Origin of the sequence: Nocardioides pymetrozini, assembly GCF_046058985.1 — a bacterium.
GTDB lineage: Bacteria > Actinomycetota > Actinomycetes > Propionibacteriales > Nocardioidaceae > Nocardioides.
Genome location: NZ_CP175556.1, coordinates 2,031,930 through 2,053,276 on the forward strand (window position 1 = coordinate 2,031,930; position 21,347 = coordinate 2,053,276).

23 protein-coding genes and 1 riboswitch are annotated in these 21,347 nt (G+C 72.6%); of the genes, 19 read left to right on the top strand and 4 right to left on the bottom strand.

The window, feature by feature from the left end; genetic code table 11:
- Entirely contained in the window at positions 1 to 1,029 is a 1,029-nt protein-coding gene (locus ACJ5H2_RS09935; RefSeq protein ID WP_408899397.1) for an NADP-dependent oxidoreductase, read from the top strand.
- On the opposite strand, the gene ACJ5H2_RS09940 is transcribed toward ACJ5H2_RS09935, so the two are convergent.
- Entirely contained in the window at positions 1,001 to 1,603 is a 603-nt protein-coding gene (locus ACJ5H2_RS09940) for a TetR/AcrR family transcriptional regulator (protein ID WP_408899398.1), read from the bottom strand. The genes ACJ5H2_RS09935 and ACJ5H2_RS09940 overlap by 29 nt on opposite strands.
- 111 nt (positions 1,604 to 1,714) lie before the next feature.
- Here ACJ5H2_RS09940 and ACJ5H2_RS09945 point away from each other — a divergent pair, with 111 nt between their 5' ends.
- Both ACJ5H2_RS09945 and ACJ5H2_RS09950 read left to right on the top strand, forming a co-directional pair.
- On the top strand, positions 1,715 to 2,509 hold the full coding sequence (locus ACJ5H2_RS09945; protein ID WP_408899399.1) for an SDR family NAD(P)-dependent oxidoreductase: 795 nt from the start codon (positions 1,715 to 1,717) through the stop codon (positions 2,507 to 2,509).
- A gap of 55 nt (positions 2,510 to 2,564) precedes the next feature.
- Positions 2,565 to 3,536 (top strand): AurF N-oxygenase family protein, encoded by a 972-nt coding sequence (locus tag ACJ5H2_RS09950; protein WP_408899400.1) that lies wholly within the window; start codon positions 2,565 to 2,567, stop codon positions 3,534 to 3,536.
- Positions 3,537 to 3,554: 18 nt separating this feature from the next.
- Here ACJ5H2_RS09950 and ACJ5H2_RS09955 read toward each other — a convergent pair whose 3' ends face one another.
- Positions 3,555 to 4,286 (bottom strand): PaaX family transcriptional regulator C-terminal domain-containing protein, encoded by a 732-nt coding sequence (locus ACJ5H2_RS09955; RefSeq protein ID WP_408899401.1) that lies wholly within the window; start codon positions 4,284 to 4,286, stop codon positions 3,555 to 3,557.
- A gap of 102 nt (positions 4,287 to 4,388) precedes the next feature.
- On the opposite strand from ACJ5H2_RS09955, the gene ACJ5H2_RS09960 reads away from it, so the two are divergent.
- Both ACJ5H2_RS09960 and ACJ5H2_RS09965 read left to right on the top strand, forming a co-directional pair.
- Complete coding sequence (locus tag ACJ5H2_RS09960; RefSeq protein WP_408899402.1) at positions 4,389 to 5,234, top strand: SDR family oxidoreductase; 846 nt, start codon at positions 4,389 to 4,391, stop codon at positions 5,232 to 5,234.
- The gene (locus tag ACJ5H2_RS09965; RefSeq protein ID WP_408899403.1) at positions 5,231 to 5,620 is read left to right on the top strand and encodes a hotdog fold thioesterase; all 390 of its coding nucleotides are present in this window, start codon (positions 5,231 to 5,233) and stop codon (positions 5,618 to 5,620) included. Before ACJ5H2_RS09960 ends, ACJ5H2_RS09965 begins: the two co-directional genes overlap by 4 nt.
- On the opposite strand, the gene ACJ5H2_RS09970 is transcribed toward ACJ5H2_RS09965, so the two are convergent.
- Complete coding sequence (locus ACJ5H2_RS09970) at positions 5,610 to 6,944, bottom strand: DUF2786 domain-containing protein (protein ID WP_408899404.1); 1,335 nt, start codon at positions 6,942 to 6,944, stop codon at positions 5,610 to 5,612. The two genes, ACJ5H2_RS09965 and ACJ5H2_RS09970, sit on opposite strands and share 11 nt — an antisense overlap.
- A gap of 12 nt (positions 6,945 to 6,956) precedes the next feature.
- On the bottom strand, positions 6,957 to 8,108 hold the full coding sequence (locus ACJ5H2_RS09975) for a CDP-glycerol glycerophosphotransferase family protein (protein WP_408899405.1): 1,152 nt from the start codon (positions 8,106 to 8,108) through the stop codon (positions 6,957 to 6,959).
- Between the two features lie 80 nt (positions 8,109 to 8,188).
- On the opposite strand from ACJ5H2_RS09975, the gene ACJ5H2_RS09980 reads away from it, so the two are divergent.
- The 14 genes from ACJ5H2_RS09980 to gcvP all read left to right on the top strand — a co-directional run bounded on the left by ACJ5H2_RS09980 (position 8,189) and on the right by gcvP (position 21,347).
- Positions 8,189 to 8,851 (top strand): acyltransferase, encoded by a 663-nt coding sequence (locus ACJ5H2_RS09980; protein WP_408899406.1) that lies wholly within the window; start codon positions 8,189 to 8,191, stop codon positions 8,849 to 8,851.
- On the top strand, positions 8,848 to 10,737 hold the full coding sequence (locus tag ACJ5H2_RS09985) for an acetoacetate--CoA ligase (protein ID WP_408899407.1): 1,890 nt from the start codon (positions 8,848 to 8,850) through the stop codon (positions 10,735 to 10,737). The genes ACJ5H2_RS09980 and ACJ5H2_RS09985 overlap by 4 nt, the downstream gene beginning before the upstream one ends.
- The gene (locus ACJ5H2_RS09990; RefSeq protein WP_408899408.1) at positions 10,734 to 12,080 is read left to right on the top strand and encodes a hemolysin family protein; all 1,347 of its coding nucleotides are present in this window, start codon (positions 10,734 to 10,736) and stop codon (positions 12,078 to 12,080) included. The genes ACJ5H2_RS09985 and ACJ5H2_RS09990 overlap by 4 nt, the downstream gene beginning before the upstream one ends.
- A complete protein-coding gene (locus ACJ5H2_RS09995; RefSeq protein WP_408899409.1) occupies positions 12,073 to 13,143 on the top strand; it encodes a hemolysin family protein in 1,071 nt (356 codons plus the stop codon). Before ACJ5H2_RS09990 ends, ACJ5H2_RS09995 begins: the two co-directional genes overlap by 8 nt.
- The gene (locus ACJ5H2_RS10000; RefSeq protein WP_408899410.1) at positions 13,140 to 13,709 is read left to right on the top strand and encodes a CDP-alcohol phosphatidyltransferase family protein; all 570 of its coding nucleotides are present in this window, start codon (positions 13,140 to 13,142) and stop codon (positions 13,707 to 13,709) included. The genes ACJ5H2_RS09995 and ACJ5H2_RS10000 overlap by 4 nt, the downstream gene beginning before the upstream one ends.
- On the top strand, positions 13,702 to 14,553 hold the full coding sequence (locus ACJ5H2_RS10005) for a DUF881 domain-containing protein (protein WP_408899411.1): 852 nt from the start codon (positions 13,702 to 13,704) through the stop codon (positions 14,551 to 14,553). The genes ACJ5H2_RS10000 and ACJ5H2_RS10005 overlap by 8 nt, the downstream gene beginning before the upstream one ends.
- Positions 14,550 to 14,882, top strand: a complete 333-nt coding sequence (locus tag ACJ5H2_RS10010; protein ID WP_408899412.1) for a small basic family protein — start codon at positions 14,550 to 14,552, stop codon at positions 14,880 to 14,882. The genes ACJ5H2_RS10005 and ACJ5H2_RS10010 overlap by 4 nt, the downstream gene beginning before the upstream one ends.
- Positions 14,875 to 15,663 carry a DUF881 domain-containing protein gene (locus ACJ5H2_RS10015; protein ID WP_408899413.1) on the top strand — a complete coding sequence of 263 codons (789 nt, stop codon included), beginning with the start codon at positions 14,875 to 14,877 and terminating at the stop codon, positions 15,661 to 15,663. Before ACJ5H2_RS10010 ends, ACJ5H2_RS10015 begins: the two co-directional genes overlap by 8 nt.
- Positions 15,664 to 15,672: 9 nt before the next feature.
- A complete protein-coding gene (gene gcvH / locus ACJ5H2_RS10020) occupies positions 15,673 to 16,071 on the top strand; it encodes a glycine cleavage system protein GcvH (protein ID WP_408899414.1) in 399 nt (132 codons plus the stop codon).
- A 41-nt stretch (positions 16,072 to 16,112) separates the two neighbouring features.
- Entirely contained in the window at positions 16,113 to 16,619 is a 507-nt protein-coding gene (locus ACJ5H2_RS10025; RefSeq protein ID WP_408899415.1) for an FHA domain-containing protein, read from the top strand.
- A complete protein-coding gene (locus ACJ5H2_RS10030; protein ID WP_408899416.1) occupies positions 16,619 to 17,350 on the top strand; it encodes a MerR family transcriptional regulator in 732 nt (243 codons plus the stop codon). Before ACJ5H2_RS10025 ends, ACJ5H2_RS10030 begins: the two co-directional genes overlap by 1 nt.
- Positions 17,351 to 17,381: 31 nt before the next feature.
- Entirely contained in the window at positions 17,382 to 17,852 is a 471-nt protein-coding gene (locus ACJ5H2_RS10035) for a bifunctional nuclease family protein (RefSeq protein WP_408899417.1), read from the top strand.
- Positions 17,853 to 17,988: 136 nt separating this feature from the next.
- Positions 17,989 to 18,573, top strand: a complete 585-nt coding sequence (locus ACJ5H2_RS10040) for a MerR family transcriptional regulator (RefSeq protein WP_408899418.1) — start codon at positions 17,989 to 17,991, stop codon at positions 18,571 to 18,573.
- A 14-nt stretch (positions 18,574 to 18,587) separates the two neighbouring features.
- Positions 18,588 to 18,678, top strand: a riboswitch (glycine riboswitch).
- Positions 18,679 to 18,764: 86 nt separating this feature from the next.
- Positions 18,765 to 21,347 carry an aminomethyl-transferring glycine dehydrogenase gene (gene gcvP, locus ACJ5H2_RS10045; protein WP_408899419.1) on the top strand — a complete coding sequence of 861 codons (2,583 nt, stop codon included), beginning with the start codon at positions 18,765 to 18,767 and terminating at the stop codon, positions 21,345 to 21,347.

Below are 21,347 nucleotides of genomic sequence, written 5' to 3' on the forward strand. Positions count from 1 at the left end.
GTGCAGACCACCCAGATCCGCCTCGCCGCCCGCCCCGTGGGGGAGCCCACCGACGACGACTTCGCCTTCGTCACCGAGGACCTGCCCGCCCTCGCGGAGGGCCAGGTGCTGTTGCGCACGATCTACCTCTCCCTCGACCCGTACATGCGGGGCCGGATGAGCGAGGCGAAGTCGTACGCCGCGCCGGTGCCGGTCGGCGGCGTGATGGTCGGCCAGACCGTGTGCGAGGTCGTCGAGAGCCGCTCCGAGCGGCGCGCCGTGGGCGACGTCGTGCTGGCCTACACCGGTTGGCAGACCCATGCTGTGGCCGACGCCCGCCACACGCGCCGCCTCGACCCGGAGGCCGCCCCCGTCTCGACGGCGCTCGGGGTGCTGGGCATGCCCGGCTTCACGGCGTACGCCGGGCTCCTGGAGATCGGCCGCCCCCAGCCGGGGGAGACCGTCGTGGTCGCCGCGGCGACCGGCCCGGTCGGCTCAGCCGTCGGCCAGATCGCCCAGGTCAAGGGCGCCCGTTCGGTCGGCATCGCAGGCGGTCCGGACAAGGTGCGGGCGCTGACGGAGGAGTTCGGCTTCGACGTCGCGCTCGACCACCGCTCGCCGACCTTCCGCGACGAGCTCGCGGCGGCGACGCCGGACGGCATCGACGTGTACTTCGAGAACGTCGGCGGGCCGGTCGCGGACGCGGTGACCCGCCGGCTCAACACCTACGCGCGCATCCCCGTCTGTGGGCTCGTCGCCAACTACAACGCCACCGAGGCGCCCTCCGGCCCGGACCGCCTGCCGGCGTTCATGGGCCGGGTCCTCACCCTGAGCCTCACGGTGCGCGGGTTCATCCAGAGCGAGTTCGAGCCCACGCTCGGCGAGCCCTTCCAGCGCGACATGACGCAGTGGGTCCGGGAGGGCCGGGTCCGCTACCGCGAGGACGTGGTCGAGGGTCTCGAGAACGCGCCCGAGGCGTTCCGCGGCCTTCTCGTCGGCCGCAACTTCGGCAAGCTGCTGGTCAAGGTCGGCGTGGCAGCCCAGCGGTGAGCGCGCGCAGGCAGCGCACGGCCAGTTCCACCGGCGCCGCGTGCTCCTCGCCCTCGGCCCAGGACTCGAGGGCCACCCGGATCGCGTCCGTCGCCGCGGCCGCCACCAGCCTCAGCTCGAGGGGGTCCGCGCCCGGTGCGATCCGCGCCAGGATCGGGAGCAGCCCGGCCTCGGAGTCGCGGTTCACCCGGTACCAGACCGCCGCCAGGTCGGGATCCTCCCCGGCGGCGCGCAGCAGGCCGCGGACCGACGCGAGGTCGCCGTCCTCGTCGCCCGCCCCGAGGCTCGCCCGGATGGCCCGCTCCACGGCGGGGAGGAGGGGAGCGCCCGGCTCGGTCGCGGCCAGCCGCGCGCGCCAGGCGTCGCCGCCGACGGTGAGCAGCGGCGCCACGGCATCCTCCTTCGTACGGCTGTAGCGGTAGAACGTCCGCAGCCCGATCCCGGCCGCCGCCGCGATCGCCTCGGCCGTCGTACCCGACGCGCCGTGCTCGGTGAACAGCCGCGCCGCCGTCCGGGCGATCTCGAGCCGGGTCGCCGCCCTGCGCCGCTCGGTCAGGCTCCCCGTCTCGCTCACGGGGACGAGCGTATCGGCCCCGGCGGCGTCCGGGCATATTGTGCCGTATCGGCACGTTGTGCCAGATGGCGCGGGCAGGGGCCTGCGCGGCGATCGAGAGAGGGGACGTTGATGAACCGCTACGAGGGACGCCGGGTGCTGGTGACCGGAGGCGGGTCGGGCATCGGCCAGGCGACGGTGCTGCGGATGCTGGCCGAGGGCGGCCGTGTGGTGGCCGCCGACGTGAGCAGAGCCGGACTCGACGACACGGTCGCGAAGGCCGCGGCCGTCGACGGCGGGACCGACCGGCTGGGCACCGTGGTGGTCGACGTCGCCGACGAGGCGTCGGTGCGGGCGGCGGTGGCCGCGGCGGTGCGCGACCTCGGTGGGCTGGACGCCCTCGTCAACGCGGCCGGCATCCTGCGCTCGAGCCACACCCACGAGACCACGGTCGAGGCCTTCGAGCAGGTGCTCCGGGTCAACCTGGTCGGGACCTTCCTGGTCATCCGGGAGGCCGTCCCCGCGCTGCGCGAGGGCGCCGGCGCCGCCGTCGTGAACTTCAGCTCCACCTCGGCGATGTTCGCGCACCCGTACATGGCGGCCTATGCCGCGAGCAAGGGCGGCATCCAGTCGATGACGCACGCCCTGGCGGCCGAGTACGCCGGCGACGGCATCCGATTCACCGCTGTGCAGCCCGGCTCGATCTCGTCCGGCATGACCGACGGCAGCGGCGCCAGCGGGCAGAGTGTCGGTCCCGGCCTCCCGGAGGACGCCGACCTGGGTCTGTTCGCGAAGCTCGCCCCTGCCCTGGGGCAGGGCTTCGCCGGGCCGGAGACGGTCGCCGGCGTCGTGGCGATGCTCGCCAGCGACGACGGGGCGTTCATCACGGGGACCGAGGTCCGCATCGACGGGGGCACCCACTTCTGAGCCGCCACGCCGACGCCGCCCTTGCGTTAGATGTTACCGACGGTAACATGTGGCCATGGGCGGCATCGGCGTCGACGCGACCAGCTACCAGGACCAGCTGCGGACACTGTCCGAGGCCTCGGTCGAGCACCATTTCGACGCCTTCGTCGACATCGCGTGGGACGACCCGGCGTACGCCATCGACCCCGCGGACCCGCGCTGGATCCTCCCGGACGTCGACCCGCTCGGCCGCACCGCGTGGTACCGCTCGCTCCCGGTCGAGCGTCAGATCGCGGTGGGCTTCTACCGGCAGACCAATGTGGTCAAGGTCGGTCTCCAGTTCGAGCAGGTGCTGATCGCCGGGCTGATGATGTACTGCCTCGACCTGCCCAACGGCCGCGCGGAGTTCCGCTACTCCACGCACGAGGCGACCGAGGAGTGCCACCACACGCAGATGTTCCAGGAGTTCGTCAACCGGACCGGCCTGGACGTCCCCGGCGCGCACAGCGTCTTCCGCGCGCTCGGTCCGTTCCTCCCGCTCGCGGCGAAGCACCTGCCGTTCCTCTTCTTCGTGGGCGTGCTCGGCGGCGAGGAGCCGATCGACTACGTGCAGAAGGTGATGCTGCGCTCCGGTACGCCGATGCACCCGCTGCTGGAGCGGATCAGCCAGATCCACGTCGCCGAGGAGGCGCGGCACATCGGCTTCGCCCACCAGTTCCTCGAGCACCGGGCGCCCCGGCTCAACCGTCTCGAGCGTGCATTCGCCTCGGTCCTCACGCCCGTCGTGATGCGGCTGCTGTGCGACGCGATCGTCGTCCCCGGGCCGAGGGCCATGCGCGACATGGGCATCCCGAAGGAGGTCGCGCGGGAGATCTGGTGGCGCAGCCCGGAGTCGCGGAAGTTCCTGCGTGACATGTTCGGCGACGTGCGGATGCTGGCGGAGGAGACCGGCCTGATGAACCCGGTCTCCCGCCGGGTGTGGCGCGCGCTCGGCATCGCCGGGCGGCCGAACCGGTTCCGCAGCGAGCCCGTGCCCGCCGCCGACTGACCGACCGGGGAGGCCTGCTCACCCGGTCAGGCTGCGGCGCATGTCCACGACCCACTGCTTGTAGGCGACGTGGGAGGCGCGCAGCGCGTCGCCCGGCCAGTCGTCCGGCAGCAGGTCCGCTGGCAGGACGGGGTCGGCGAGCAGGTGGCGTCCCGAGGTCGCGCAGGCGGTGAACCGCAGCACCGGGTCGGTGGTGTCGGTGGCCTCGAGGAGGCGGCGCGCGGTCGCGGCCCAGCCGTCGAGGTCCCACAGCCGCGCCGCGAGCGCGGCCGCGTCCGCGGCGGGCGCGGCACCGCCGAATCGCTCGCCCACCTCGCTGACCGTCTCCGGCCAGGCCAGCTCGAGGTTGGCCGGCCGGGTCCACACGCCCTCGCGCAGCTCGGCGAGGCGGAGCTCGCCCAGCGCGGCGCGCAGGTCCGCGCGCTCGCTCGCTGTCCGTCCGGCGGCGGTGACGACGACGAGCTCCCACGTGCCGTCCCACCTCCGCAGCGACGGATGGGCGGCCTCCTCCTGCCGTCGCTGGCGCGCGGCCAGCCGCTCGGAGAGCAGATAGCAGCCGTCCCCGTCACGGACCACGTCGCCGGCCGCGGTCATCCGCGAGAGCGCGACCCGCACGGTCGGCTCCGCGAAGCCCACCACCGATGCGGCGGCGACCAGCTCACGGGTGGACAGCCGGGGCACGTCGGCGCCCAGCAGCAGGGTCAGCAGCGCGGAGCGCGTCGTGACGGGCTTGAGATCCGGGGCGGCCATGGCGAGCGACATGTTACAGAGTCGCGACGGCTGTGGCGCAGATGTTGTGATCTATGTCTAACAGTCTTGGCGCGCCTGTCGCCAACGTGTAACGGTTCCTCCATGACTGAGAAGCGACTTGCGGGGCGGACCCTGATGATGTCCGGTGGAAGCCGGGGGATCGGGCTGGCGATCGGGCTGGCCGCGGCGCGGGAGGGCGCCAACGTGGTCCTGCTGGCGAAGACGGACGTGCCCGACCCCCGTCTGCCCGGCACCGTCCACACGGCGGCGGCGGAGATCGAGGCAGCTGGCGGCCGAGCGCTGGCAGTCGTCGGCGACGTGCGCGACGAGGCCTCCGTCGAGAGCGCCGTGGCCCGCGCGGTCGAGCGCTTCGGCGGCATCGACATCTGCCTCAACAACGCCTCCGCGATCGCGCTCGACGGCACCGAGCAGCTGCCGGTCAAGCGCTTCGACCTGATGACGCAGATCCAGCTGCGCGGCACCTACCTGCTGACCCGGGCATGCCTGCCCCACCTGCGCACGAGCGTGAACCCGCACATCCTCTCCCTCTCGCCGCCGCTCAACCTGTCACCGGAGTGGCTGGGCAAGCATCCGGCGTACACCCTGGCGAAGTACGGCATGTCCCTGCTGACCCTCGGCTGGGCCGCCGAGTACGCCGAGGCGGGCGTGGCGGCGAACTGCCTGTGGCCGGAGACCCTCATCGCCACCGCGGCCGTGCAGAACCTGCTGGGCGGCGACGACGCGATGCAGAAGGCGCGCACGCCCGAGATCGTGGCCGATGCGGCGATCGAGATCCTCACGCGTTCTTCCCGAGAGTTCACGGGCAACGCCGTGCTCGACGTGGACGTGCTGCGCGAGGCCGGTGTCACGGACCTGTCGTCCTACGGCGGAACCGGCGAGCTGGAGTACGACATCTTCATCGACCCGCCCGGCCGGACCCGGTCGTGAGCGCGCCGCAGGACGCCTTCGCCGCCACGCTCGGCGTGGACGTCGCCGGGCACGGCGGCGGACGGGCCGAGGCACGGGTGGTCGTCACCGGCGACCACCTGAACCCGCACGGCACCGCGCACGGGTCGTTCCTCTTCTCGCTCGCGGGGATCGCCCTCGCGGCCGCGGCCAACGACGCCGAGCACTCCGGCGTGGTGAGCGCGGTCCACATCGACTACGTCTCGCCCGCCCGGGCCGGCGACACACTGGTCGCGACCGCTGAGGTCGCCGAGCGGCTGGCGAAGGAGGACCTCTTCGTGGTCCGGGTGACGAGCGGCGAGAAGCTGGTCGCCCGTGCGAACGGCCGGGCCAACCGCCGCGTGCGGGCTGCCGGCCCTACGGGGTGATCGCCCGCTCGGTGCCCAGGCTCGCCCGGGCGGCGGCGCGGGTGCCGGCCTCGTGCGAGCCAGGAGCCGCGTGCCCGGCGTGGGCGGCACCCTTCCAGGTGCCCCGGATGCCGTGGTCGCGCTGCATGCGGCCGAAGTAGTCGACGACCTCGACCTCCCGCGCCCGCAGGGCCAGCTCCGTCGACGTCGGGCCCTCGGCGACCGGGGCGTCCGCGGCGATGGCGCTCGCCCGCGCCTCCGCCCGGGCGGCGGCGAGGCGCTCTCCGATGTGGTCGGCCCACGCCTCGTAGAACGCGGCGCGCGCCGTGGACCCGTGGACCGGCTTGCGCTCCCAGCGCCGGCGGCGAGGGTTCCACACCTCGCGTTGGTCGGCCTTGTGGGCGCCCGAGCGCAGGTGCGCGTCGCCGTCGGCGACCATCTGCGTCACCAGCGTCGCGTAGAGCGCCTGCACGACCGCGATGTCGGACGGGAAGCCGTAGAGCGTGACCCGGGTGTTGCTGGTGTAGATCGCCACCCGCACGTCGTTGGCGCGCGCGATCTCCAGGATCAGCCGGACGTAGCGCGCGAGCGAGCGCTTCCCGGTCTCGCCGATGAGCACCGTCTCCCAGGTGGGCTCCTCCCGCCGCTCCTCGGCGCCGGCCGTCGCGCGGGCCACCGCGAGAGCGATCTGGTGCCGGCTGGCGAGGGTCTGCGCCTTGGCGAAGAAGGCCTCCCGCTCGGCGGCGTTGGCGGTGCGCTCGGCCTGGCGCAGCAGCCGCCCGATGCGCAGCAGGGTGCGGTCCTCCCCGTTCACAACGGTGTCGAGGCCGTGCAGCCGGTACGCCGTGTGGAGCAGGTCGGCGAGCACCGGCAGGCCGATGTCCTCGAGGAGGCGCAGCGAGGTGGTGCGGAACTCGGGTCCGTGCCCGCCGGCACCGGCCAGGTGGTGGGCGAGCTCGTGCAGCACGACCGCGGCCCGCAGGGACCAGGCACCGCCGACCTCGCGCGGCGGGATGGCGATCACCCCGCGGGCGGGCAGCTCGTCGAACTCGTAGTGGGCGCGGGTGTGGCCACGGCGGGGGCGCACGGCGACCGGCACCCCGGCCAGGTCCAGGCCCGCGCCGTCGTCGTACCGGCTGCCGGTGGCGACGAGATGGGCGAGCACCCGGTCGACGAACTCCTGGACGTGCCCCGGGTCGGTGAACCGCGGCTCTGTCTCGGGCTCGAACGTCTGCAGGCTCGGGCCGACCTGGATGCGCAGCGGCTGGCCCGGGGTGCGCGACGCCTCGTCGAGCCAGCCGGCGAAGAGGTCCTCGGCGGCGTAGACGGTGGCGGTGTCGGGCATGCGCCCAGCCTGTCAGGCCGCTCCGACAGTTCCGTCCGCGCTCCCGGGCTCCAGGTCTCCGCGCAGCCGGTCGCGCAGCGCGACGAGCGCGCCGACCGCCTCGACGAAGCGGACCGTGCTGTCGCCGACGCCGTTGTCGTCGAAGTAGTGGTGACGCATCGCGGCGCGGGCCATCCGGTGCTCGTCGTGCTCGAGCCGGTCCGTCAGCAGCGCGGTGAGCCGGGGCAGGTCGTCGGTGTCGATGACGTCGGCGCACCGGCTGACGGGCACCTCCTGGCGCAGCCGCTCGGCGTCGTGGTGGCGGTCGGTGATGAGGAGCGGCTTGTCGGTCTGCAGGTAGAGCCAGTCCAGGCCGACGGACGACACATCGGTGACCATCGCGTCGCAGCCCGGGAACACGGCGAGGATGTCGCCTTGCCAGATCGCCGCGTGGCCCGCCTCCGGCTCGCGCTCGGCGGCGCGCTCCACCAGGTCGAGGATGGCCTGGTGGGCCTCCCGGATGGCCGGGGTCTGGCTGGTGGTCACCTTCGGGTGGGGCTTGTACACCAGACGCACGTCCGGGACCGCCAGGACCGAGCGGACGATCTCGACGCCGAAGACGTCGACGGAGGTGTAGTCGTTGTAGTCCGCGTCGCCCTCCCACGTGGGCGCATAGAGGACCGTGCGACGCTCGCTCGCCGGCAGCAGGGGAGCGGGGCGCAGGTCCAGCTGGGGACGACCGATCCGCACCAGCCGCGACTCGTCGAGCTCCATGAGGGCTGCCCGGTGCCGCTGCACCGCGGCCTCGCCGGCGACGAAGACGCGGTCGTAGGCCTTCGCGTTGTTCGACACCATCGACTGCTTGTCGCTCTCGCCGTGGTTGATGTGGACGTGCAGCATCCGGCCGTCCAGCAGCGAGTTGAAGTTGAGCATCGAGTTGTTGCAGTAGAGGACTACCTTCGCGTCGAGCTCGTCGTACGTCGCGGCGAGGTCGGCGAAGCCGGGCGCCAGGAGGACCGGCAGCGAGGTGCGCGCCTCGACCACCGCGTGCGTCTCCGGGTCGCGGGTCACGATTCCCACCGGATGGCTGCCATCGAGCCGCTCGAGCACCGGGATCCACTGCAGGAGCTGGTAGACCCGGGTCGGGTCGTCGGCGAAGTAGGCGATGACGTGGAGGTTCTGCACCTACAGATTCTACGGCCACGAATGGTGGGTCGACGAACCGACGGACCCCCGTCGAGGTTGCGTTTCGGTAACCTCGGCCGGTGCTCGCTCTCCGGCGCCCGCTGCGCCGCCTCCTCAACCGGTCCGTCCACTCCGCCTGGCGCTGGGCCGAGCACCTGGGCGACGTGGCGCCGGGCACCGACCTGGCCGACCGGTTCGGCACCTTCGGCTCCGGGGCGTGCCTGGCGTTCCCGATCTCCGACGTCGTCAACGCCCCCGCGATCCACGTCGGCCGGGACACCCTGATCGGCAAGTACGCCACCCTCTCCGTGGGCTACGGCCCGACCCAGGCAGTGCTGCCTGAGCGCGGGCTCGTGATCGGGGAGCGGTGCGTGCTCGGCGCGCGGGTCTGCCTCACTGCCCACGAGTCGATCGAGATCGGTGACGACGTGTGGTTCGGGCAGGACGTCTTCGTCTCCGACGCCAGCCACGGCTACCAGGACCCCGACACGCCGATCGGCCGCCAGTTCGGGACCCACCAGCCGGTCCGGATCGGCTCGGGATCGTGGATCGGACACGGGGCGATGGTCCTGCCCGGCACGACGATCGGGCGCAACGTCGTGGTGGCGGCGGGCTCGGTGGTGCGTGGCGACGTGCCGGACCATGCGGTGGTCGGGGGCGTCCCGGCCCGCCTGCTGCGGGTCCGCGATGCCGGCGGCGACTGGGCGCGGGTGAGCGAGATGGCGCCTACCCTGACCTCATGAGCCGGATCGAGGAGCTCGCCGCGTTCGCCTCCTCCGCGACGGGCCGCCCGCTGGGCGCGGGCACGACCCAGGAGTACGACGAGCTGTGGGCCTGGTCCGTCACGGACCTGGACGCCTTCTGGTCCCTCGCCGCCGAGCACCTCGGCTTCCCGCTGCCGGGGCCCGCGCTGGCGGAGGAGCGGATGCCCGGTGCGGTCTGGTTCCCCGACGCGCGGGTCAACTACGCGGCCGCCGTCCTGGACGGCCGTCCGGACGAGGAGGTCGCGGTCGTCGGCGTGACAGAGGACCCCTCCGCCGCCCGCGCGCTCACCTGGGCCGAGCTGCGGCGCCGGACCGCCTCGCTCGCCGCGACCTTGCGCGGGCTCGGCGTCGGCGAGGGCGACCGCGTCGTCGCCTTCCTGCCCAACACCCCGGACGCGATCGTCGGGCTGCTGGCGACGGCCAGCCTCGGCGCCGTGTGGTCGGTGTGCGGCATGGACTACGCGGCGTCGGCCGCCCGCGCGCGGTTCGAGCAGCTCGACCCGGTGGTGCTCCTGCACGCCTCCTCCTACGTCCACGGCGGGCGCCGGCACGACCGCACCGAGGTGGTCGCCGAGCTCGCGTCCGCGCTGCCCACGCTGCGCGCGACGCTCGAGGTGGGTACCCCTGCCTGGGAGGAGGCGACCGGCGCCGACCTGCCGTTCGCGCCCACGCCGGTCCCGTTCGGGCATCCGTTGTGGGTGCTGTTCTCCTCCGGCACGACCGGCCGGCCGAAGGGCATCGTCCACGGGCACGGCGGGGCGCTCCTGGAACAGGCCAAGGTGGCGGCGTACCACTTCGACCTGGGGCCGGGGGAGCGGCTGTTCTGGTACACGACCCCCTCCTGGATGATGTGGAACTTCGTCGTCGGAGGGCTGCTCACCGGCGCCTCCGTCGTCGCGTACGACGGCAGCCCGGCCCACCCGGCGACGGACGGCCTGTGGGCGCTCGCCGCGCGACACGACGTCACCGTCGCGGGGATGAGCCCGGGCTACGTCGCCGCCTGCCAGAAGGACGGCGTGGGACCGGCCGGTCACGACCTGTCCCGCCTGCGCCGGGTCGGCATCTCCGGGTCGACCTTCCCGGCCACCAGCCACGAGGCACTCCAGTCCGAGCTCGGGCCCGGCGTCCAGATCTGCTCGATCAGCGGCGGCACCGACGTCGTCAGCGCCTTCGTCGGCCCGGCCCCGACCCTGCCCGTGTGGCCGGGGGAGCTCAGCCGGCCCTGCCTGGGCGTCGCACTCGACGCCTACGACCCGGCGGGCGCGCCGGTGCGCGGCGAGGTCGGCGAGCTCGTCGTCACCCGGCCCATGCCCTCCATGCCGCTCCGCTTCTGGGGCGACGACGACGGGAGCCGCTATCGCGACGCCTACTTCGCCACCTACCCCGGCGTGTGGCGTCACGGCGACTGGATCACCATCACCGACCACGGCTCGGTCGTCATCCACGGCCGGTCCGACGCGACGCTCAACCGCAACGGCATCCGGATGGGCAGCGGCGACATCTACGAGCCCGTCGAGGCGCTGCCGGAGGTGCGCGAGGCGCTGGTGATCGGCGTCGAGGAGCCCGACGGCGGCTACTGGATGCCGCTGTTCGTGGTGCTGGCCGAGGGCGTGGAGCTCGACGAGGCGCTCGACGCCCGCATCCGCGACGCGGTCCGCACCCATGCCTCGCCGCGTCACGTGCCGGACGTCGTGATCCAGGCGCCCGGCATCCCCCACACGCGGACCGGCAAGAAGCTCGAGGTCCCCGTGAAGAAGGTGCTCGCCGGCCAGGACCTCGGCGCCGCCTACGATCCGGGTAGTGTGGACGACCCAGAGCTGATCGACTGGTACCGAACCGTGGGCAGGAGCCGCAGAACCCGATGACCGCCTGGCTGCTGCTGGGGCTCGCCATCCTCCTCGTGCTCGCGTGTGGACTGTTCGTCGCGGCGGAGTTCGCCTTCGTCACCGTCGACCGCGGTCAGGTCGACCGGGCCGCCGCGGACGGGGACGCCGCCGCGCTCGGTCTGCAGAAGGCGCTGCGGTCGCTGTCCACCCAGCTCTCCGGCGCCCAGGTCGGCATCACCATCACGAACCTGGCCATCGGCTTCCTGGCCGAGCCGGCCATCGCCGAGCTGCTGGGCGACCCCCTCGCGGCCGCGGGGGTGGCCGACGGCGCCGTACGGCCGGTCGGGGTGGCGATCGGCCTGACCCTGAGCACCCTGCTCACCATGCTCATCGGCGAGCTGGTGCCGAAGAACGTCGCCATCGCGCTGCCCCTGGCCACCGCGCGGCTCACCCAGGGCCCGATGAGGGCCTTCACCGCCCTGTGCCGCGGACCGATCCGGGTGCTCAACGGCAGCGCCAACGCGATCGTGCGCCGGCTCGGGGTCGAGCCCCAGGAGGAGCTGCGCTCGGCGCGCAGCTCCACCGAGCTGGCCTCGCTCATCCAGCACTCGGCCGACGAGGGGACGCTCGACGCGGACACCGCCGAGCTGATGGAGCGCTCGGTGGAGTTCGGCACGCGCACCGCCGGCGAGATCATGACGCCGCGAGTGCGCACCCGGTCGCTGGAGGTCAACGACCGCGCCAGCGCGGTCATCGCGCTGGCTCGCGAGAGCGGCAACTCGCGCTTCCCCGTGCTCGACGACTCCGAGGCGGTCGTCGGCACCGTGCACGTCAAGAACGCCGTGGCGCTGCCGCTCCACGAGCGCGCGACCACGAAGGTCAAGCACCTGATGGCCAAGCCGATCCTGGTGCCCGACTCGCTGCGCCTGGACCCGCTGCTCGCGCTGCTGCGCGCCGACGGCTTCCAGATGGCCATCGTGCTGGACGAGTACGGCGACCACGCCGGCATCGTGACGCTCGAGGACGTGATCGAGGAGATCGTCGGCGACATCGCCGACGAGCACGACCGGCTCGGCGCCCGGGGCCGGCTGCGCCGCGACGGCACCTGGTCCCTCTCGGGCCTGCTGCGTCCCGACGAGGTCGAGGACCTCACCGAGGTCCCGCTCCCGGAGAGCGAGGACTACGACACCGTCGCGGGACTCGTCCTCAAGGTGCTCGGCCGGGTCCCGCAGACCGGCGACGTGGCCGTCGTACCCCTTCCCACGGAGGGGGAGGACGAGGAGGGGCCCGCCCGCCGCGCCGTGCTGACCGTCGACCACATGGACGGCCTGCGGATCGACCGGATCTCCATGCGCGTCGAGGAGGTCGGCGCCGATGGGTGACCTCGGCGGCGTCCTGCTGGCGGTGGTGCTGCTGGGCGCGAACGCGTTCTTCGTCGGCGCGGAGTTCGCCCTGATCTCGGCGCGCCGCAGCCAGATCGAGCCCCGCGCGCAGGCCGGGTCGCGGATGGCGCAGATCACCCTGACCGCGATGGAGCGGGTCTCGGAGATGATGGCCGGCGCGCAGCTCGGCATCACGATCTGCTCGCTGGGCCTCGGTGCCGTCGGCGAGCCCGCGCTGGCCCACCTGATCGAGCCGGCCTTCCACGAGCTGCACGTCCCGGACGAGTGGCTGCACCCCGTCGCCTTCGTCATCGCGATGACGGTCGTCGTCTTCCTGCACGTCGTGCTGGGCGAGATGGTGCCGAAGAACATCGCGATCGCCGGCCCGGACCGCGCCGCACTCATCCTGGGACCCCCGATGCTCGGCATCGTCACGGTGCTGCGGCCGGTGATCGCCGGCATCAACGCCATCGCGAACGGCATCCTGCGCCTGCTGCGCATCGAGCCCAAGGACGAGATCGGCAGCACCTACACCCGCGAGGAGGTCGCCGCCCTCGTCGAGGAGTCCCACGGCGAGGGCCTGATCGCCGAGGACGAGTACGACCGGCTCTCGTTCGCCCTCGGCTTCACCGAGAAGACCGTCGGCGAGGTGATGATGCGTCCCGACTCGCTCGCGACCGTGGTCCGCGGGTCGACCGGCGCCGACGTCGAGGCGCTCTGCGCGGCCACCGGCTTCAGCCGTTTCCCGGTCGTGTCCGGTGCCGAGAGCGCCGGCGGGGGCGGCGAGCTGCTGGGCTACCTGCACATCAAGGACGTCCTCGAACCCGACGAGGAGCGCCGTGAGCGCCCGATCGCGGACCGGTGGATCCGGCCCTTCGCGACCGTGACCGAGAGCACGCTGCTGCACGACGCCCTCGAGGTCCTGCAGCGCCGGGGCGCGCACATGGCGCGGGTCGTCGACCCCGCGGGCGCCACCTTGGGCATCGCGGCGCTGGAGGACGTCATCGAGGAGCTGGTCGGCGAGATCCGCGACGCGGCTCACTCCGAGGAGCCATCATCGTGACCGTGCTGACGCTGCCCAACCTGATCAGCTTCCTGCGGCTGCTCGGCGTCCCCCTCTTCCTCTGGCTGGTCCTCGGGCCGGAGGAGGACGTGCTCGCACTCGTGGTGCTCATGGTCTCGGGGGTGACCGACTTCCTCGACGGCTGGCTGGCGCGCAAGCTCGACCAGACCTCCGAGCTGGGGCAGCTCCTCGACCCGGTCGCCGACCGGCTCTACATCCTCGCGGTGGTGGTCGGGCTGGCGATGCGCGACATCATCCCGTGGTGGGTCGCGCTGTGCCTGCCGCTGCGCGACCTCCTGCTGTGGGGCCTGGTGCCGCTGCTGCGGACGCGCGGCTACAGCGCGCTGCCGGTGCACTTCCTGGGCAAGGCCGCGACCTTCAACCTGCTCTACGCCTTCCCGCTGCTGCTGCTCGGCGACGGCGAGGGCACGGTGGCCACCCTCGCGCAGGTCTTCGGCTGGGCGTTCGCCCTGTGGGGGATCGGCCTGTACTGGTGGGCGGGGGTCCTCTACGCCTGGCAGGTCCGCCGGCTCCTCGCCACGACCGAGCGGCGCGCCCATGCCTGAGAGCCTCGACCGGTCCCGCACTCCGCTGCTCGCGCTGATCACCCAGGAGGCGATCGACCGGGACTACCAGGTCGCCGCCTCGCGCACCGCTGCCACCCGGGAGCCCGCGACGCGTCGCGCCTACCACGTCGCCGTGGTCCTCGTGATCGGGGCCTTCGCGATGCTGGTCACCGTCGCGGGCGTGCAGACCTCGGAGAACGCCGACGTCGACGACGCGAGCCGGGCGACCCTCATCGAGCGGCTGGAGGCGCGTCGCGCCACGGTACGCCGGCTCCAGGAGGAGCTCGCCGGCCTGCGCACGTCCAACGCCGCCGCCGAGAGCAGCCTGCGCTCGCTCGGCCGGCGCTACGCCGAGGTGCAGACGCGCCGCTCGCGGCTCGGCGCCCTCACCGGGTTCGAGCCGGTCACCGGAGCGGGTGTCCGGGTCACCCTGGACAACCCTCCGTACGCCGGCCCCAACGAGGGGCTGCGCGACTCCGACCTCGCGCTCCTCGTCGACGGTCTGTGGGACGCCGGCGCCGAGGCGATCTCGATCAACGGCCAGCGGCTCAACGCCCGCGGCGGCATCCGCAACGTGAGCGAGGCCATCGAGGTCAACGGCGTCGGCGTGGCGCCCCCGTTCACGATCCTCGCCATCGGCGACCGGCGCACGCTGGCGTCGAGCTTCGTCGAGACCCAGGCGGGCCTGCGCTTCGTCGCGCTGGCCCGCCAGTACGGCTTCGAGCACTCGATGGACAATGTCGACGACCTCCACCTGCCTGCCGCGCCCGGCGCGCTGCAGCGGCTACGGTCGGCGGAGTACGCACAGATCGAGCCGAAGGGCCAGGGAGGTGAGATGCCGTGATCGCGGTGCTCGGACTGGTCGTGGGCGTGGCCCTCGGCTTCTTCTTCCAGCCGGACGTCCCCCGCGCGGTCGAGCCCTATCTGCCCATCGCCGTGGTCGCCGCGCTCGACGCGGTCTTCGGCGCGCTGCGCGCGTATCTCGACGGGATCTTCGACGACAAGGTGTTCGTCGTCTCGTTCCTCAGCAACGTCGTGATCGCTGCCGGCATCGTCTACCTGGGCGACCGGCTCGGCGTCGGCGGCCAGCTGTCGACCGGCGTGATCGTCGTTCTGGGCATCCGGATCTTCACCAACGTCGCCGCGATCCGGAGGCACATCTTCCATGCCTGAGCCGGAGCCCGTGCCGGAGCCACCCGCCGACGCCACACCCGCCGACGCCACACCCGCCGACGCCACGCCCGCCGACCGGCTGCGGCAGGCGCTTCTGCGTCCCTCCCGCAGGCAGCTGGTGGCCGCCGTGCTGCTGGCGCTGGTGGGCTTCGGCGCCGTCACCCAGGTGCGGGCCGCCGACACCGACGAGACCTATGCGGGACTGCGTGAGCAGGAGCTGATCGACCTGCTCGACGGCCTGGCCGGCACCCGGCAGCGCACCGAGACCGAGATCGAGCGTCTCGAGGAGGTCGCCAGCGGCCTGCGCGACGACACGACGAAGCGGCAGACCGCGTTGGACCAGGCCGAGGCGGAGGTCGACGACCTCAACATCCTGGCCGGGCTCGTGCCGGTGACCGGTCCCGGCCTCCGCGTGACCATCACCGAGGAGGACGGCGAGGTCCGCCTGTCCTCGCTGCTGGACACCATCCAGGAGCTGCGCACCGTGGGTGCGGAGGCGATCGAGGTGAACGGCAAGGTCCGGGTCGTCGCGCAGACCTCCTTCGCGGAGGACGACGGCGGCTTCCTCGTCGACGGCGAGCGGATCGAGGCGCCGTACGCCATCGTGGCGATCGGCGACCCGGCGGTGCTGTCCGAGGCGATGACCTTCGCCTACGGGCCCAAGAAGCAGCTCGAGAACGACGGAGCCGTCGTCGAGGTCGAGGAGGTGAGCACGGTCGACATCGAGTCGGTCGTGCGACGCGACCGGCCTTCGTATGCCGTTCCGGACCAGGGGCAATAAGGTGGCGCCATGACGAACCCCGCGGACCTGAAGTACACCGTCGAGCACGAGTGGCTCCGTCAGCCCGGCGAGGCCGCCGGTTCGGTGCGGATCGGCATCACCGACTACGCCCAGGACGCCCTCGGCGACATCGTCTACGTGTCCCTCCCCGAGGTCGGTGCGTCCGTGAGCGCCGGCGACGCCTGCGGCGAGCTGGAGTCCACGAAGTCGGTCAGCGACGTCTACGCGCCCGTCACCGGCGAGGTCGTGGCCGTCAACGAGGCGCTCGACGCGACCCCCGAGCTGGTGAACACCGACCCGTACGGCGCCGGCTGGCTCTTCGAGGTCGTCCCGGCCGACGGCCAGGACCTCGCCCAGGCCCAGGGACTGCTCGACGCCGCCGCATATGAGGCCCAGCTCGACAACTGATCCGGTAGGTTCGTGAGAAGACCCACCGTGAGGAGCCACTGATGCCGTTCTGCACCGCCTGTGGTCGGCAGAACCCCGATGACGCCCGCTTCTGCTCGCAGTGCGGGACGCGGCTGGTCGCGCCGGAGCCGGCGCCTCCGACCGACGCCACCGCGACGATCCAGTTCGGCGGCGGCGAGCGCGTCGAGACCTCCGACCGCGCCCTCAGCCCGGTCGACGCCGCGGCGGTCGACGCGCTCCCGGTCGGCCACGCTCTGCTCGTCGTCCAGAAGGGACCCGGCTCCGGCAGCCGGTTCCTGCTCGACGCCGACGAGGTGAGCGCCGGACGCCACCCGGAGAGCGGCATCTTCCTCGACGACGTCACGGTCTCACGGCGGCACGCCGTCTTCCGGCGCGACGGCGACACCTTCACCGTGGAGGACGCCGGCAGCCTCAACGGCACCTACGTCAACCGCGACCGGATCGAGAAGGTCCAGCTCAAGGACAGCGACGAGGTCCAGGTCGGGAAGTACCGCCTGGTCTTCTTCGCCGGTCACGAAAGCGCGTGATGACGGCTGCTGTCGCTCGGGGGGAGCGGGAGCCACGGCTCAACATCGGTCAGGTGCTCGACCGGCTGCGTGCCGAGTTCGAGGACATCAGCATCCCCAAGATTCGCTTCCTCGAGGCCGAGGGCCTGGTCAAGCCCGAGCGCACGCCGGCCGGGTACCGGAAGTTCTCCGAGGGCGACATCGAGCGGCTGCGCTACATCCTGCGCATGCAGCGCGACCACTACCTGCCGCTCAAGGTCATCGGGGAGCACCTTGACGCCATCGACCGCGGACTCACCCCGCCCGAGCCGGAGCCGGTGGTGCCGACCGTGCCGACCGTCGCCCTGGGCGCCGACGGGCTGCCCGCGCCCGAGTCCTTCCGCCGTACCGACCGGCTGCGGCTCTCGCGCAAGGAGCTGCTCAAGATCGCCGAGATCGACGAGGAGCTGCTCGGCCAGCTCGAGTCCTTCGCGATCATCACGCCCTCGCCGACGGGCCACTACGACACCGACGCGCTGGTGGTCGCGCAGACGGCCCGCGAGCTCGCCGACTACGGCATCGAGCCGCGCCACCTGCGCGCCTTCCGGACCGCGGCCGACCGTGAGGTCGGCCTGATCCAGCAGGTCGTGACGCCGCGCAAGGGCCGCGATGCCGGCGCGAGCGCCCGCGCGGAGGACACCGTCAGCGAGATCGCGGCGCTCTCCGTGCGGCTGCACGCGACACTGGTGAAGGCCGGCCTGCGTCGCATCTGAGCCGTCTGTCCCCACGCAGTAGGCTGGACGCATGCGCGAGGTCGATGTGATGGGTGTCCGGGTGGAGATGCCGTCCAACCAGCCGATCGTGCTGCTGCGCGAGGTCGAGGGTGACCGTTACCTGCCGATCTGGATCGGTGCGGTCGAGGCCACCGCCATCGCGTTCGCCCAGCAGGGCGTCGTCCCGCCGCGCCCGCTGACGCACGACCTGATGCGCGACGTGCTCACCGCCACCGGCAACGAGCTGAGCGAGGTCCGGATCACCGACGTCCGCGACGGCGTCTTCTACGCCACGCTCGTCTTCGCGTCCGGCGTCGAGGTCAGCGCGCGCCCCTCGGACTCGATCGCCCTCGCGCTGCGCACGGGCACCACGATCTACTGCGACGAGGACGTCCTCGCCGAGGCGGGGCTCGCCGCGCCCGCCGAGGAGGAGGACGAGGTCGAGGCCTTCCGCGAGTTCCTCGACCACGTCTCGCCGGAGGACTTCGGCGCGGAGGGTTGAACCTCAGCCTCAGGTTGAGGGTTTTCGGCGACACGCCCAGCCACCTCTTTGACCGGCCGGACACCGCGGCCGTACCGTGAGGAGGTCGAACCACAGCAGTGCAACCCGCGCATCGGCGCAGCGACCTGGAGGATCCGTGAACGAGCAGCAGCCCGAGAAGGTCGGTCAGGACGTGACCGCGGCGACTGCTGCCGCCGAGGAGCAGGGACTGCTCTTCACCGACGACGTGTCGCCCCTGCCGAGCGACCTGGGCTACCGCGGCCCGACCGCGTGCAACGCCGCCGGCATCACCTACCGCCAGCTCGACTACTGGGCCCGCACGGGCCTGATCGAGCCCAGCGTGCGCGGTGCCAAGGGCTCCGGCTCGCAGCGGCTCTACAGTTTCCGCGACATCCTGATCCTCAAGATCATCAAGCGCCTGCTCGACGCCGGCATCTCCCTGCACGTCGGCCACCTGCGCGAGCGCGGGACCGACGACCTCACCCAGGTCACCCTGATGAGCGACGGGGCCTCCGTCTACGAGTGCACCAGCAACGACGAGGTCATCGACCTCCTGCAGGGCGGCCAGGGCGTGTTCGGCATCGCGATCGGCGGGGTGTGGCGCGAGATCGAGGGCACGCTGGCGCAGCTCCCGAGCGAGCACGCCAACGAGGCCGAGGGCGACGCCGCCGTCGCCGGCGACGAGCTCGCTGCTCGCCGCGCTGCCCGCAACGTGGGGTAGCCTGTACTCGCTGTTGATGCTGCACGGGAGAGTCAGGCCCCGTGCCTGCGCCGAAGGGGCAATCCCTCCCCGGAACCTCTCAGGCGCCAGGACCGTGCGGAGCAGGCAACTCTGAAGGCGCAGCGGCGCGCCGACAGAGGGGGAGGGCTCGATCGACTCATCGACCCCGACCCCAGGAGCCTCCCTCGCTCATGAGCGCCCCCTTCGCCTCCCGTCACATCGACGTGCTCGAGGACCCGAGCTGGTACACCGCCTACACGCCGTACCAGCCGGAGATCTCCCAGGGCCGCCTCGAGGCGCTCATCAACTTCCAGACCATGGTCGCCGACCTGACCGGACTCACGACGGCCGGCTCGTCCCTGCTCGACGAGGGAACGGCGGCCGCCGAGGCGGTCGCGCTGGCCTACCGGGCCAACCGCAAGGCCGCGGGCCCCTTCGTCGTCGACGCGGACGCGCTGCCCCAGACCATCGACGTCGTCCGCACCCGGTGCGAGGGCCTCGGCATCGAGATCCTGGTCGCCGACCTCGCCGACGGCCTGCCCGAGGGCCCGGTCGCGGGCGTCCTGGTCCAGTACCCGGGCGCGTCGGGCCGCGTCGCCGACATCAAGCCCGTCATCGACGCCGTCCACGAGCACGGCGGACTGGCCGTCGTCGCCGCGGACCTGCTCGCCCTCACCCTCCTCGAGGCGCCCGGCACCCTGGGGGCCGACGTCGTCGTCGGCTCCGCGCAGCGCTTCGGCGTCCCCCTCTTCTACGGGGGCCCGCACGCCGGCTTCATCGCGGTGCGCGAGGGCCTCGAGCGCCAGCTCCCCGGCCGGCTCGTCGGCGTCTCGGTCGACGCGGAGGGCCGCCCGGCGTACCGGCTGGCGCTGCAGACCCGCGAGCAGCACATCCGCCGCGACAAGGCGACCTCCAACATCTGCACCGCGCAGGTGCTGCTCGCGGTCACCGCGGGGATGTACGCCGTCTACCACGGGCCGGCGGGGCTGAAGGCGATCAGCCAGCAGATCCACGCCTTGGCGTCGTTGATCGCGGATCGACTTCGCAGCGCCGGCGTGGAGGTGGTGCACGACACGTTCTTCGACACGGTCCTCGCCTCCGTCCCGGGGCGCGCGGAGGAGATCGTCGCCGCCGCGCGCGCGGGGGGAGCGCACCTGCGGCTGGTCGACGCGGACCATGTCGGCATCAGCGTGGGAGAGTCGTCGGGCTCGGCGATCGGCGCGGTGCTGGAGGCCTTCGGGGCGGAGCCGGTCGACGGCCCTTGGTCGGTCGCCGGCGCGATCCCTGACGAGCTTGAGCGCACCACGGACTTCCTGACCCACCCGGTGTTCAACACCCACCACAACGAGACCTCGATGCTGCGCTACCTCGCGCGGCTGTCGAACCGCGACTATGCGCTCGACCGCGGCATGATCCCGCTGGGCTCCTGCACGATGAAGCTCAACGCCACCACGGAGATGGAGCCGATCTCGCTGGCCGGCTTCGCCGGGCTGCACCCGTTCGTGCCAGCCGCCGACGCCGAGGGCTACCGCCAGCTGATCGAGCAGCTCGAGGGCTGGCTGGCCGAGGTGACCGGCTACGACCGCGTCTCCATCCAGCCCAACGCCGGCGCGCAGGGCGAGTACGCCGGGATGCTCGCGATCCGCAACTACCACCGGGCCAACGGACAGGGACAGCGCGACGTCTGCCTGATCCCGTCGTCCGCGCACGGCACCAACCCGGCCTCCGCGGTGATGGCGGGCATGAAGGTCGTCGTCGTCAAGGCCAACGACGACGGCACGGTCGACCTCGACGACCTGCGCGCCAAGTGCGAGCAGCACTCCGCGACGCTCGCGGCGATCATGGTCACCTATCCCTCCACGCACGGCGTCTACGAGGAGACCATCACCGAGCTGTGCGACGTGGTCCACGAGCACGGTGGGCAGGTCTACATCGACGGTGCGAACTTCAACGCCCTGCTCGGCTACGCCGCGCCCGGCAGGTTCGGCGGCGACGTCTCCCACCTGAACCTGCACAAGACGTTCTGCATCCCGCACGGCGGCGGCGGTCCGGGCGTGGGCCCGGTCGCGGTGCGCGCGCACCTGGCGCCGTACCTGCCGACCCACCCGCTGCACCCCGACGAGAGCCGCCGCGAGGGGACGGGCGCGATCAGCGCCGCGCCGTTCGGCTCCGCGGGCATCCTGCCGATCTCGTGGGCCTACATCCGGATGATGGGCGCCGAGGGACTGACCCGGGCCACCGCGGTCGCGGTCCTCTCGGCCAACTACGTGGCCGCCCGGCTGGGCGAGCACTTCCCGGTGCTCTACCGCGGCGAGTCCGGGTTGGTGGCCCACGAGTGCATCCTCGACCTGCGTCCGATCACCGCGCAGACCGGCGTGTCGGTCGACGACGTCGCCAAGCGGCTCATCGACTACGGCTTCCACGCCCCGACCATGTCCTTCCCCGTCGCGGGCACGCTCATGGTCGAGCCGACCGAGTCCGAGGACCTGGCCGAGCTGAACCGCTTCTGCGACGCGATGATCGCGATCAAGGGCGAGATCGACCGGGTCGCCGCGGGGGAGTGGGACGTCGAGGCCTCGCCGCTGCACCACGCGCCGCACACCGCGCGCGCACTCGTGGGCGAGTGGGACCGGGTGTACTCGCGCGAGGTCGCGGTCTTCCCGGCCGGGATCTCCCCGGACAAGTACTGGCCGCCGGTGGCCCGGATCGACCAGGCCTACGGCGACCGCAACCTGGTCTGCGCCTGCCCGCCGGTGGACGCCTACGCCGACTGA

Bases quoted from the DNA above. Each gene is read 5' to 3' on its own strand.
- ACJ5H2_RS10035 (WP_408899417.1), top strand. From the start codon at position 17,382: ATGCGCGAGGTCGATGTGATGGGTGTCCGGGTGGAGATGCCGTCCAAC.
- ACJ5H2_RS09955 (WP_408899401.1), bottom strand. From the start codon at position 4,286: ATGGCCGCCCCGGATCTCAAGCCCGTCACGACGCGCTCCGCGCTGCTG.
- ACJ5H2_RS10015 (WP_408899413.1), top strand. From the start codon at position 14,875: ATGCCTGAGCCGGAGCCCGTGCCGGAGCCACCCGCCGACGCCACACCC.
- ACJ5H2_RS09995 (WP_408899409.1), top strand. From the start codon at position 12,073: ATGGGTGACCTCGGCGGCGTCCTGCTGGCGGTGGTGCTGCTGGGCGCG.
- ACJ5H2_RS09970 (WP_408899404.1), bottom strand. From the start codon at position 6,944: ATGCCCGACACCGCCACCGTCTACGCCGCCGAGGACCTCTTCGCCGGC.
- ACJ5H2_RS09985 (WP_408899407.1), top strand. From the start codon at position 8,848: ATGAGCCGGATCGAGGAGCTCGCCGCGTTCGCCTCCTCCGCGACGGGC.
- ACJ5H2_RS09950 (WP_408899400.1), top strand. From the start codon at position 2,565: ATGGGCGGCATCGGCGTCGACGCGACCAGCTACCAGGACCAGCTGCGG.
- ACJ5H2_RS09960 (WP_408899402.1), top strand. From the start codon at position 4,389: ATGACTGAGAAGCGACTTGCGGGGCGGACCCTGATGATGTCCGGTGGA.
- ACJ5H2_RS10025 (WP_408899415.1), top strand. From the start codon at position 16,113: ATGCCGTTCTGCACCGCCTGTGGTCGGCAGAACCCCGATGACGCCCGC.
- ACJ5H2_RS09990 (WP_408899408.1), top strand. From the start codon at position 10,734: ATGACCGCCTGGCTGCTGCTGGGGCTCGCCATCCTCCTCGTGCTCGCG.
- ACJ5H2_RS10005 (WP_408899411.1), top strand. From the start codon at position 13,702: ATGCCTGAGAGCCTCGACCGGTCCCGCACTCCGCTGCTCGCGCTGATC.
- ACJ5H2_RS09945 (WP_408899399.1), top strand. From the start codon at position 1,715: ATGAACCGCTACGAGGGACGCCGGGTGCTGGTGACCGGAGGCGGGTCG.
- gcvP (WP_408899419.1), top strand. From the start codon at position 18,765: ATGAGCGCCCCCTTCGCCTCCCGTCACATCGACGTGCTCGAGGACCCG.
- gcvH (WP_408899414.1), top strand. From the start codon at position 15,673: ATGACGAACCCCGCGGACCTGAAGTACACCGTCGAGCACGAGTGGCTC.
- ACJ5H2_RS10030 (WP_408899416.1), top strand. From the start codon at position 16,619: ATGACGGCTGCTGTCGCTCGGGGGGAGCGGGAGCCACGGCTCAACATC.